The 12,443-nt window shown below is 32.5% G+C and carries 14 protein-coding genes; 5 read left to right on the top strand and 9 right to left on the bottom strand.

Annotation, left to right across the window (positions count from 1 at the left end; all coding sequences use genetic code 11):
- The first annotated feature begins 81 nt into the window (after positions 1-81).
- Together DPN68_RS08665 and DPN68_RS08670 are read left to right on the top strand one after the other, a co-directional pair.
- A complete protein-coding gene (locus DPN68_RS08665; protein WP_113989258.1) occupies positions 82-3,501 on the top strand; it encodes a methylmalonyl-CoA mutase family protein in 3,420 nt (1,139 codons plus the stop codon).
- A 139-nt stretch (positions 3,502-3,640) separates the two neighbouring features.
- A complete protein-coding gene (locus tag DPN68_RS08670; RefSeq protein ID WP_193477869.1) occupies positions 3,641-3,943 on the top strand; it encodes a transposase in 303 nt (100 codons plus the stop codon).
- Positions 3,944-4,297: 354 nt separating this feature from the next.
- Here DPN68_RS08670 and DPN68_RS08680 read toward each other — a convergent pair whose 3' ends face one another.
- The 3 genes from DPN68_RS08680 to DPN68_RS13255 form a co-directional block, all read right to left on the bottom strand.
- On the bottom strand, positions 4,298-4,525 hold the full coding sequence (locus DPN68_RS08680; protein WP_133256585.1) for a hypothetical protein: 228 nt from the start codon (positions 4,523-4,525) through the stop codon (positions 4,298-4,300).
- Positions 4,526-4,604: 79 nt separating this feature from the next.
- On the bottom strand, positions 4,605-4,976 hold the full coding sequence (locus DPN68_RS08685) for a YchJ family protein (protein WP_113989260.1): 372 nt from the start codon (positions 4,974-4,976) through the stop codon (positions 4,605-4,607).
- A 3-nt stretch (positions 4,977-4,979) separates the two neighbouring features.
- A complete protein-coding gene (locus tag DPN68_RS13255; protein WP_164496743.1) occupies positions 4,980-5,120 on the bottom strand; it encodes a hypothetical protein in 141 nt (46 codons plus the stop codon).
- A gap of 102 nt (positions 5,121-5,222) precedes the next feature.
- On the opposite strand from DPN68_RS13255, the gene DPN68_RS08690 reads away from it, so the two are divergent.
- Positions 5,223-5,744 carry a hypothetical protein gene (locus DPN68_RS08690; protein ID WP_113989261.1) on the top strand — a complete coding sequence of 174 codons (522 nt, stop codon included), beginning with the start codon at positions 5,223-5,225 and terminating at the stop codon, positions 5,742-5,744.
- A gap of 29 nt (positions 5,745-5,773) precedes the next feature.
- Here the strand turns inward: DPN68_RS08690 and DPN68_RS08695 are convergent, their stop codons facing one another.
- Complete coding sequence (locus DPN68_RS08695; protein ID WP_113989262.1) at positions 5,774-6,337, bottom strand: DUF1543 domain-containing protein; 564 nt, start codon at positions 6,335-6,337, stop codon at positions 5,774-5,776.
- A 121-nt stretch (positions 6,338-6,458) separates the two neighbouring features.
- On the opposite strand from DPN68_RS08695, the gene DPN68_RS08700 reads away from it, so the two are divergent.
- Complete coding sequence (locus DPN68_RS08700) at positions 6,459-8,645, top strand: glutamine synthetase III family protein (RefSeq protein ID WP_113989263.1); 2,187 nt, start codon at positions 6,459-6,461, stop codon at positions 8,643-8,645.
- Between the two features lie 91 nt (positions 8,646-8,736).
- Here the strand turns inward: DPN68_RS08700 and DPN68_RS08705 are convergent, their stop codons facing one another.
- From DPN68_RS08705 to DPN68_RS08725, 5 genes are all read right to left on the bottom strand, one after another.
- A complete protein-coding gene (locus tag DPN68_RS08705; RefSeq protein WP_113989264.1) occupies positions 8,737-9,501 on the bottom strand; it encodes a DUF6794 domain-containing protein in 765 nt (254 codons plus the stop codon).
- Positions 9,502-9,645: 144 nt separating this feature from the next.
- The gene (locus DPN68_RS08710; protein ID WP_113989265.1) at positions 9,646-9,933 is read right to left on the bottom strand and encodes a hypothetical protein; all 288 of its coding nucleotides are present in this window, start codon (positions 9,931-9,933) and stop codon (positions 9,646-9,648) included.
- Positions 9,934-9,953: 20 nt separating this feature from the next.
- Positions 9,954-10,640 carry a hypothetical protein gene (locus DPN68_RS08715; RefSeq protein WP_113989266.1) on the bottom strand — a complete coding sequence of 229 codons (687 nt, stop codon included), beginning with the start codon at positions 10,638-10,640 and terminating at the stop codon, positions 9,954-9,956.
- Positions 10,641-10,764: 124 nt separating this feature from the next.
- Positions 10,765-11,346, bottom strand: coding sequence for a hypothetical protein (locus tag DPN68_RS08720; protein WP_113989267.1), 582 nt, complete (start codon positions 11,344-11,346; stop codon positions 10,765-10,767).
- An 88-nt stretch (positions 11,347-11,434) separates the two neighbouring features.
- Complete coding sequence (locus DPN68_RS08725; protein WP_113989268.1) at positions 11,435-11,926, bottom strand: hypothetical protein; 492 nt, start codon at positions 11,924-11,926, stop codon at positions 11,435-11,437.
- Positions 11,927-12,147: 221 nt separating this feature from the next.
- Here DPN68_RS08725 and DPN68_RS08730 point away from each other — a divergent pair.
- Positions 12,148-12,443: transposase (locus DPN68_RS08730; RefSeq protein ID WP_162298406.1), on the top strand; the 296-nt coding region annotated here is incomplete at its 3' end.

Here is a 12,443-nt window from a genome sequence, read left to right on the forward strand (position 1 = left end):
GGACGAATTATTTTAAAATTTATAAAAGGAAAAAAATATTAAATTCGTAAATTGCGTGACTTTTAAAAAGAACCTAGTAAAATGGAACAAGTACAACCTTACCAACCAAAAAATAAAGTTAGAATTGTAACGGCTGCGTCATTATTCGACGGACACGATGCTGCTATCAACATCATGCGTAGAATTATTCAAGCTACAGGAGTAGAAGTAATTCACCTGGGTCACGATAGAAGTGTGGAAGAAGTAGTTAATACTGCTATTCAAGAAGATGCAAATGCAATAGCAATGACGTCGTACCAAGGCGGTCATAACGAATATTTCAAATACATGTACGATTTGCTTAAAGAAAAAGGAGCAGGTCACATCAAAATATTTGGTGGAGGTGGAGGTGTAATCTTACCTTCAGAAATTTCAGAATTACACGAATACGGAATCGAAAGAATTTATGCTCCAGATGATGGTCGTGCTATGGGATTACAAGGTATGATTAACGATTTAGTACAGCGTTCTGATTATCCAATTGGTGATAAACTAACAGGAGAATTGTCACAAATTGAAGAGAAAAACCCTACAGCCATTGCAAGATTGATTTCAGCAGCAGAAAATTTCCCAGAAATTGCAAAATCAGTTTTTGAAGAAATTCACCAAAAGAATGAAACGTCTAAAATCCCAGTTTTAGGAATCACAGGAACTGGTGGTGCTGGAAAATCGTCTTTGGTAGATGAATTGGTTAGAAGATTTTTAATTGATTTTCCTGAAAAAACCATCGGATTAATTTCGGTTGACCCATCCAAACGTAAAACTGGCGGCGCGTTATTGGGAGATAGAATTCGTATGAATGCGATTAACAATTCTCGTGTTTACATGCGTTCGTTAGCAACTCGTCAATCGAATTTAGCATTATCGAAATATGTAGCAGAAGCGATTCAAGTCTTGAAAGCAGCAAAATACGATTTAATTGTGTTAGAAACTTCAGGAATTGGACAATCCGATACAGAAATTATGGATCATTCTGATGTTTCGTTATACGTAATGACGCCAGAATTCGGAGCTGCAACCCAGTTGGAAAAAATCGATATGTTAGATTTCGCCGATTTAGTGGCGTTAAATAAATTCGACAAACGTGGTGCTTTAGATGCGATACGCGATGTGAAAAAACAATACCAACGCAATCATAATTTATGGGATGTTGATCCAGATAAAATGCCTGTTTTTGGAACTATCGCTTCACAATTCAACGACCCAGGGATGAACACGCTTTACAAATCCATCATGGATAAAATTGTAGAGAAAACAGGAGCGGATTTAAAATCGACTTTCGAAATTACGCGTGAAATGAGCGAGAAGATTTTCGTAATTCCACCGCATAGAACACGTTATTTATCTGAAATTGCAGAAAACAACAGAAAATATGATGAAACAGCGCTTTCTCAAGTAGAAGTAGCTCAAAAATTATACGGAATTTTTAAAACGATTGAAAGTGTTACGGGTAAAATTCCAACTTTAACAAAAGCTGGTTTAGATGTTGTCACTCCGAGCGAAGTCGAGGAGCAATTTGTAAAGCTTCTTTCAGCTGAATTCGACCGTGTAAAAATGAATTTGGATCCATACAACTGGGAAATCATTTTAACTTGGGACGAAAAAGTAAACAAATACAAAAATCCGGTTTACAGTTTTAAAGTTCGTGACAAAGAAATCAAAATCGCAACACATACCGAATCGTTATCACATTCTCAAATTCCAAAAGTGGCCTTACCAAAATACCAAGCTTGGGGCGATATTTTAAAATGGAATTTACAAGAAAATGTTCCTGGAGAATTCCCATTCGCATCAGGATTATATCCATTCAAACGCGAAGGAGAAGATCCAAGTAGAATGTTTGCAGGAGAAGGCGGGCCAGAAAGAACAAACAAACGTTTCCATTATGTATCAGCAGGATTACCTGCAAAACGTTTATCAACAGCTTTTGACTCGGTAACGTTATATGGAAATGATCCACATGTTCGACCAGATATTTATGGGAAAATCGGAAATGCTGGAGTTTCTATTTGTTGTTTAGACGATGCTAAGAAATTGTATTCAGGTTTCGATTTAAGTCATCCGTTAACTTCGGTTTCGATGACGATTAATGGTCCAGCGCCAATGTTGTTAGGATTCTTCATGAATGCTGCCATCGACCAAAATTGTGAAAAATATATCGTTGAAAATGGCTTACAAGATGAAGTAGAAGCTAAAATCAACGAAATTTACAAGAAAAAAGGAGTAGAACGTCCAAGATATCAAGGCGCTTTACCTGAAGGAAATAATGGTTTAGGTTTGATGCTTTTAGGAGTTACCGGTGACCAAGTTTTACCTTTAGATGTTTATAATGATATTAAAGTAAAAACATTAGCACAAGTTCGTGGAACGGTTCAAGCAGATATTTTAAAAGAAGATCAAGCGCAAAATACTTGTATTTTCTCAACAGAATTTGCATTGCGTTTAATGGGAGACGTTCAAGAATATTTCATCAAACAAAATGTTCGTAATTTCTATTCAGTTTCTATTTCAGGTTATCATATTGCTGAAGCGGGAGCGAATCCAATTACACAATTAGCATTCACATTAGCCAATGGTTTCACTTACGTGGAATACTATTTAAGTAGAGGAATGAACATTAACGATTTCGGTCCGAACTTATCATTCTTTTTCTCAAACGGAATTGACCCTGAATACGCAGTAATCGGTCGTGTAGCACGAAAAATTTGGGCGAAAGCTTTAAAAAATAAGTACGGAGCAAACGAAAGAGCGCAAATGTTGAAATACCACATTCAAACTTCGGGGCGTTCTTTACACGCGCAAGAGATTGATTTCAATGATATCCGTACGACTTTACAAGCGTTATATGCAATTTACGATAACTGTAATTCGTTGCATACCAATGCTTACGATGAAGCAATTACAACACCAACAGAAGAATCAGTGCGAAGAGCAATGGCCATTCAGTTGATTATTAATAAAGAATTAGGTTTAGCGAAAAACGAAAACCCAATCCAAGGTTCGTTCATCATTGAAGAATTAACCGATTTAGTAGAAGAAGCTGTTTTACAAGAATTCGACAGAATCACTGAACGTGGTGGCGTTTTAGGTGCAATGGAAACCATGTACCAACGTTCGAAAATTCAAGAAGAATCTTTGTATTATGAAACCTTGAAACATACAGGTGAATTCCCAATTATTGGAGTAAATACCTTCTTGAGTTCAAAAGGTTCACCAACAGTTATTCCAGCTGAGGTAATTCGTGCAACGGAAGAAGAAAAACAATATCAAATTGATATGTTGAATAACCTTCACAAAACAAGTGCCGACAAGGTAGCCGAACAATTAAATGTAATTCAAGAAGCAGCCATCAACAATCAAAACATTTTCGAAAAATTAATGGATGCGACAAAAGTGTGTTCGTTAGGACAAATTACAAGTGCATTGTTTGAGGTTGGTGGACAATACCGAAGAAATATGTAATATTTCAAAAAATATATTTTGTAGAGACAAGGCATTGCCTTGTCTCTTTTTTTTTGAATTCATTCAAAAAAAAATAAAATCCATTTCCAATTCCCAAAATATTTTCATTATTTCGCATAACGATATAATATTCAACGCCATGCAAAATAAATTCAAAAACAAATACCGCATTTCCTCTGCGCGTTTACAAACCTGGGATTATTCCAATGACGGTGCCTATTTCATTACCATTTGCACCCAAAACCGACACCATTTTTTTGGTAAAATTCAAAATCAAGAAATGCAATTATCCGAAATAGGAAAATTGGCAGAACAATTTTGGTTAGAAATTCCCAATCATTTTCCCATGGTTGAATTAGGAAATTTTGTGGTCATGCCGAATCATGTCCATGGGATTTTGATTATTGATAATATTTCCAATTCCACTGTAGAGACGCGATGAATCGCGTCTGATAATGATGATAAAAAAAACAATATCAATGAGACGCGATTAATCGCGTCTACAGGGTGGAACCGGTGGATTTTCGGGTGATAAAAATCCGATGTTAGGTAATTCAATTTCAAAAATTGTCCTTTGGTACAAAGGACGATGATCATTTGAATGCAGAAAAATTAACCCCAATTTCGCCTGGCAATCCCGATTCCATGATCACATCATTCGCAATTCAAGATCATTTGATAATATTCAAAATTATATTGAGCAAAACCCAGTAAAATGGAATGAAGATACATTTTATTAATGTACAACCGTAGATGATGAAGTCTATTTTATTCTAAGAATAGAAAAGGAACAAAATTATTCTGTTCCTTTTTTTGTTAGCATTTTAATGCCGCCAGCAAATAATAAAATTGCTAAACCTAAATAAATGAACCCTTCTTGTTTTTCAGATTTGTTGGAAGCATCAATTTCTATACCTAAAACTTTTACTTCAGCGGAACTATCACTGACTTTATTAATACCAAAATAACCTAACGTAAGAGAGGCAATTACTAAAATGATGCCTAATATTTTGTTTGTTTGCATGTTGAGAGTTTTTATGATATTCAAATATAATTGAAACGAAACGAGTTGAGTTATATTGTTTTTAGGAAAAGTTACATAATTAATATGTTCCATCCACATAAAACCATAATCCGTTTTCCAATTTAAAAGTCGAATGTTCGTAATGTATTTGTGCTTTCATATTTTCATCTAAATAATAGGCTTTAAAAGTTACGGTAGTTTCATTGGAGGCTAGAATTTCTAATTTTAACCATTTATTTGATTGGCTCCATGCTAAAATATCTTTTTTGTTGTGAAATTTTCTTTTGGAACTATGCGTCGTGTTTACTAAATAATCTGCCGCACCAGTAGCAAAAGCACTATAACGAGAACGCATTAATTTTTCAGCTTTTGGAGCGTTCGCTGTTCCTTTTATATAAGGTTCGCAACAATCTTGAAACGAAATTGAATTTCCACAGTAGCAATTGGGCATAAATTATGATTTAGATTCATTGAATTTTTTGGTGATTTCTTTCAATTTTTCAGCACGAGCATTTTTTTTAGCCTTTTCTTTAGCTTGCTCTTTGTGTAATTTATCGTTGTGAGCCTTGATATTTTTAGGATTATTTCTTCCCATTTTTCAATGTATTTAAAGTTTCAAAGATACTAAATAATTGGATTTTAAATTTTTGGCACAACTATTGAATATTATTTTGTATAACCATTAAATTCTTAGATTATGAAAAAAATTACTTTACTACTAGCTTTTATCGGGATGATAACGCTACAGAGTTGTGTTCGTGAAGAGGTGATTGTTCAAGATCCTTATGATAACGATACGATAAGTGAAGTTTTCCAATATAATAATGTAAACTTTACTTCAGGAAATGGATATAGTGTATTGTTGAATTTTCCACATAGTATCTTTAGTTCTGATATGGTTTTGGTTTACCGAAGATCGGGTAACAGTTCATCAGGAGCCATTTGGAAGTTATTACCAGAAACCTATTATTTTGATGATGGAACGTTAGACTTTGGTTACCAAAACGATTTTACACGATTTGATGCAGAAGTAGTATTATTTGGTTATGATCTACCTGGATTGTCAAGTGATTTTAGATTAAATCAAGTAATCCGAGTGGTGGTAATTCCAGCTTACTTTGGTAATAAAACCGCTAATCCGGTAGATACGAAAGATTATGAAGCTGTAATTAACTACTACGGTATCGATAATAAAAATGTAACAGAAATTAATTTATAAGAGAAAAGAGCTGGAAATCAGCTCTTTTTTTATGCATCTATTTTATCAATCTTCAAATAACCAATGTGTTTTTCGTCTTCGAAAGTGGCATTGGTTTTTGTTATTTTTAAAGCGAATTCCGATTTAAATTTATCCGAAAGAATTTCTTCGATATTGTGAATATCATCTACATCAACACCATATTTATCATCAATATGTGATTCGGCGCCTTTGAAACCGCAATGTTTGTAAAAAACGGTTTGTTTGGCTTTTTTTATAGCTTCGGCTTTTGTTTTAGCAACTGTTACAATTTTATAGTGGTATTCTTCAAATTCTCCTTTTTTGTAACCGCCTAAGTTTAGAAAGAACACTTGTTCTTCTTGAGTAGTTTTTTCGTTTTTCGAAATCACTTCAATGGTATAGCCGTCTGCAAAAGTTATTTTTTGCCAAGCATCAATATGAATTCGTCCTTTAGCCTCTGGCCAAAATGCATTCATGTCAGGAACCAATTCTTTTAAACTGCTACCAATTCCAAAAAAAATATCGTGTTGCTCTGTAAAGCGACCATTTGGAGTACAGCCCAACATTACCATGTGTAAAAAATGTTTTTCCATAAAGCAAAAGTAGTAAAAAAATAATTTACCCCTAAAAAATAGGGGTTAAAATATAATTATATCATTTTATTTGTATATTTGCACATCTTTTCAAGGGTATAACTACAAAACACACAACTTTATGTCAACATTTCGATTTCAAGCTTTACAACGCGCTACCGATCGTAAACCAGTAGAAGTAGAAGAACTAGATCGTAAATCAGCTATTTTTGGAACCAATGTTTTTGGAGACAAAGCCATGCGTCAATTTTTAACTCCAGATGCTTACAAAGCGGTTAAAGATGCGGCCAACGGTACCAAAATCGACCGAAAAATGGCGGAATACATCGCGCTAGGAATGAAAGAATGGGCGCTTTCTAAAGGCGTTACGCATTACACACACTGGTTTCAACCATTAACAGGAACAACTGCTGAAAAACACGATGCTTTCTTCGAAACTTCTTTTGATGGAAGTGATCCAGTAGAAAAATTTGGTGGTAGCCAATTGGTACAACAAGAACCAGATGCTTCTTCGTTTCCAAATGGTGGAATTCGTAATACATTCGAAGCTAGAGGTTATACCGCTTGGGATCCTACATCGCCAGCGTTTATTTTTGGAACTACTTTATGTATTCCAACGGTTTTTGTTTCGTATACTGGTGAAGCATTGGATAATAAAACACCATTATTAAGAGCGTTGCATGCTATTGATTCTGCTGCTATCGATGTAGCTAGATACTTCGATAAAAACGTTAAAAAAGTAACACCAACATTAGGTTGGGAACAAGAATATTTCTTGATTGATAGCGCTTTAGCTACTTCAAGACCTGATATTTTGGCAACTGGAAGAACGTTGTTAGGACATACTTCTGCCAAAGGACAACAATTAGAAGACCATTATTTTGGTTCTATTCCGACGCGAGTGTTACAATACATGCGCGATTTGGAAAACGAATGTATGTTATTGGGAATTCCAGTAAAAACACGTCATAATGAAGTGGCGCCGAACCAATTTGAATTGGCACCTATTTTCGAAGAAACGAATTTAGCGGTGGACCACAACTCTTTATTGATGGATGTCATGCAGAAAGTAGCAGAACGTCACGATTTCAAAGTATTGTTCCATGAAAAACCGTTTAAAGGAGTAAATGGTTCAGGAAAGCACAACAACTGGTCTTTGGCAACGGATACAGGTGTAAACTTGTTGAGTCCAGGGAAAACACCAATGAGCAACTTACAATTCTTAACGTTTTTTATCAATACGATTAAAGCGGTTCATGATTATGAAGAATTGTTGCGTGCTTCTATTGCATCAGCAAGTAATGACCACCGTTTAGGAGCTAATGAAGCGCCACCTGCGATTATTTCGGTATTTATTGGTCAACAATTAACCAAAGTTTTAGCGGAATTAGAAGGTGTTTCTAAAGGAAAGTTATCGCCAGAAGAAAAAACCGATTTAAAATTGAACGTAGTTGGAAAACTTCCAGATGTGATGTTGGACAATACCGACAGAAACCGAACGTCTCCATTTGCTTTCACAGGAAATAAATTTGAATTTAGAGCTGTGGGTTCTTCTGCAAACTGTGCCGTTTCTATGACCACTTTGAACACGATTGTTGCGAAGCAATTGAAAGATTTTAAAGCGGAAGTAGATACTTTGATTGAAAAGAAAGATTTGAAGAAAGACGAAGCGATTTTCAACGTGTTAAGAGAATACATCAAACAAACCAAAGCTATTTTATTTGAAGGCGATGGTTACAGTGAAGCTTGGGAAGTAGAAGCGAAAAAACGCGGATTAAGCAACCACAAAACTACTCCAGAAGCGTTGAAAGCGAAAGTTTCTAAAAAAGCGGTTGCCGTTTTTGGTGAAATGGACGTAATGAACCACGTGGAAGTGGAATCAAGATACGAAATTGAATTGGAAGAATATGTGAAGAAAATCCAAATCGAAGGTCGTGTGTTGGGTGATATTGCTAGAAACCATGTAGTACCAACAGCAATTAAATACCAAAACGTGTTAATCGAAAACGTAAAAGGATTGAAAGAAATTTTTGGTAAAGACTTTGAAAAAATCGCTGGCGAACAAATTAACTTAATCAAAGAAATTTCGGGTCATATTGAAGGCATTAATTCTAAAGTAGAAGCAATGACTCAAGAACGCAGAACAGCAAACGCCTTAACGAATACCGAAAAAATGGCAGCCGCTTATTGCGATAAAGTAAAACCGTATTTTGACCAAATTCGTTACCACGCTGACAAACTAGAATTGTTAGTAGACGACGAAATGTGGACATTGACAAAATATCGTGAATTGTTGTTTACGAAGTAATTTGAAAATATTGATTATAAAAACACCCCAAAAAAATACTTTTGGGGTGTTTTGTTTTGTGAAAGGAATAGTTTTGATTTTAAAATTTTTATTATTTGTTGGAGTTGTCAACATGATTTGTGATTGCCTTTAAATTTTGTCTTTCAATATAAAATTTAATAGTGTCACCTTTGTTAAATAATTTATCTTCATTTTTCAAATTGAGATAATTACAAAATTCATGAACAGAAACAGAAATTTTATATCCAAATATTGTGTCTAACCCATCTTTGTTTACAATTATTCCTTTGGCTTTACAAGAATATGGGTGATGATATTCGCTGTAGTTTTTTTTCAAAATAACAATTTTCTTATCATTGTTGTAATCCACTTCAAATCCAAATTCTACTGAATCTCCGACTTTAAAAGTAGCATAATATTCTTCTGAATTTAGTCTAGAATTTTCAAATTCTACTTTTGATTTTTCAATCAAATTTAAGTAGTCGCTGATTTGTTCTTGAAATCCTATGTTTTTTTTATTAAGTTTTCTATGTAATGAAGTTAAAATTATTGAAGATATTTTATCTGGATTTGAAACTCCTTTTTCTTTAAAATAAACAAACAATTTTGTGTCTCCATTCCAAATTTCCCATTCGTTTCTGATGTATTTACCTAATGTAAAATGGTATTTTCCAATAATATCTTCTTCGGGTGTATTTTTAAAACTTTCAAGTTCAGAAGAATTCAATTTACATTCTAAATAATCAATAGATTCTATAATGTTTTTAGGTAAAAAATCATTATTATAATTTTGACATTGGTCATCTTTACAACTTAAATTCAGAAAATAAAGAATTATTAAGAGATTTTTTTTCATAAATTAAACACTGGTATTTTGTTAGATTTTTAAAAAAACAAGTTTAAGTTTCTTGTGGAATTTTTATAAATAATGGAAAAGAAGTCAAGCCTAATAAATGCATGAAAAAACCGTTTTTTAGTAAATAGTGGTTTTAATTTTAGTTTATTTAGTTCTGAAAAAATTTAATTCTACCACTTTTTGTTTTAGAGGAATGTATAGTTCAGTGTTCATCTTTGAATCCCAAAAATCAAGATGATAAGAACCTTTGAACCAATTTCCCTCTTCCTCTTTGGTTATTTCTCTTCTGCTTTCAATTCCTAATTCTGTTAAGTTGGCTGTAATTTCTAACATGGATAGAAAAAAGATATCAGTTTTGTTTACTTGATGTGTTTCTCGATAATCAGTGACATATTTTCTAATTGTAGTAATCAATATTTTTAGGTTATCCATGTTTTTTTAAAGTTATTAATTTAATAATAAATTGAGTTTGGAAGATCTTCCTTGATTGAATCTGGAAGGATTTTTTTAATTTCTTTTAAGTAGGAACTCGTAACATTAATTAAACTATCTATTCTCTGCTCGTCTTTATAGCTCATGGTTTTATTAAAGTAAATATTTAGAGGTACATCATTTATATTGACAAATTTTGCTTTGTTGTTTGATTCAGTATTCTCATTGTAGTAATGGAATTCAATAAAATTATATTTCATTCCATTGCCAGAAATTATTGTGTCATAAACCTGAAAAAATACAGCATTTATTTTATAACTATTTTCATCTTTGATTAAGTTGTTAAGAGATTCAAATGCTGCATATTCATAATTATTCTTGAGATGATTTTCTTTAAAGTTTAGATTTGCATTTATATTTTTACGAAATTCATTTTCATACCAAATGGAAAATTTAAAATAAAAACAAACTAAGAAAATAACTGAGAATAAAAAAAGATAAGATTTGTTTAATATTTTGGTTTTCAAAAATTCTTTATCTAGGAAATGGTTTAAAAGGAATCCAGCGAATTGTGAAATTAATATGAATACTAATGGAAGGACTAAAATAAAAATGTAAGATTCTTCTATTTTATTGAATAATAATCCTACAAATGTTAGAAAATATAAAAAATAATATTTAATAAATCTTTTTAATCCAATTTTCATAAAGTTTATATATAATGCTTTGACGCATATTAAAGTTGTATAAAATTAGCAGAAAAATTTACAAGTAGAAAATTTCGAAAACAAAACACGCCTAGCAATTGTTACAAACGTTTGTTTGGCAACGTTAGTAATACAAAGTTGCTTTCCGTTCTGGACAGTTTTCAAGATTGCAAAGAATACTTCCTCTTTCATATTTGTTTATATCATAAACCTTTATCATATTAAAAAGTTTATGTTTTATATAGTCAAATTCAAAAGTTTTTTCATTGAAAATTGTGTCGATTGGTTGTGACTCAAAAAAGCCTTCATGATTTCCATTGTTTTTTTTCATGTAGTTTCCAAGCTTTCCAAAGATTGTCTTTGTATAATTTTTATGAGAAGCAATTTTTTTTGGACAATTCAATACTCCATCATATTCTAATCCTTTTATACTGTCTAAAAATGAATATTTGGATTCCAAAACGATATAGTCATAATTTGATACTTCGTAAAAAAAATCTTTATAACTTTTTGCAGTTGAATCTTTTAATAATTTACTTCTGATAAGCTCTTTTTCAAATCCTTTTATGTAATGTTTTATTGAAATTCCATTAACCGTAACTTCCTCTGAATAACATTTATTATAAATTTCTGAAATATCTTTATCTTGACAGCCATATAATAAACTGATTACAAAAAATATGATTAAATACTCGATTCTTTTCATAATGTTACCTAATGTTTTGGCGCTTGGCGTCGTTTTTATGTTTTGCGCTTGCGGCAGGGCTATATTGCTTACTCGCTGTTAGCGTTAGTTATTTTATTCGTTCTAAAAGCCTATAGTAAATAACTTTTCCATTACCATCATCTAAAGTCATTATTAAATTTCCCTTTTTAAGAAAATCGTTGATATCTTTCGCAAATAAATTTACACCCCACATTTCTTCGTAATCTTTGATTTCTGGATTATCAATAAAGACAAATTGTCCATTCAATTTATAATTAGGGCTTTTGTCTTTTGGAAGAACATCAAATATTTCCTTTAATTCTTTGGATGTATAATTGTAATCTTGATCTGACATCATTGAAAATACTTTGCCATTTTCATAAAAGACAAACCATTGATATTTTTGCGGCCAAGGATTTACTCCATTTAGATTATCTATTTTTTCTACATTTTTCTTTTTCCAAAAACCAATAAGTTCATCCATTTTTGGTGGACCTCCGGCTTCTGATTGTGCTAAACTAGAAAAGCATTTTGTTATTAGAAAGAATAATAAAATTGTTTTCAAGTAATTTGTTTTCATTTCAATGTTTTAGTTTATAATTATCCTAACGTTCTGCGGCTTGCTCTCAGTGGCGTTGCCACCAACACCAAGCCATTACAAATATAACAATACATTCCATTCAGCAACGGATTTTCCGTAGGAAAATCCGGAAGTAGCCATTGAAGCAAACCGCTGTGCATGTTGCACAACTCAAATATACAAAAACTTGCATAAAAAAGAGATAATTTGTAAATTTATTCATGCAAGGAAAGAAAAGTTTTACCCCACAGTTATTTGTTTCGGTTAATTTGTTGGACATGGTTCCAGTGGATAATTTTTACAGAAAATTGTTAACCGAACTTGATTTACATTTTATTTATAAAGCTACCCAAAAGTATTATGGTAAAGAAGGTCAAGAGAGTATAGATCCTGTTGTTTTCTTCAAGATTTTGTTGGTAGGTTATTTGAATAACATCAATTCAGATAGGCAATTAATCGCTTTTTGTAGTGATAGTTTATCGATACGTTTGTTTTTGGGTTATGATGTTCATGAGTC

This window comes from Flavobacterium tibetense, from assembly GCF_003293845.1.
GTDB lineage: Bacteria > Bacteroidota > Bacteroidia > Flavobacteriales > Flavobacteriaceae > Flavobacterium > Flavobacterium tibetense.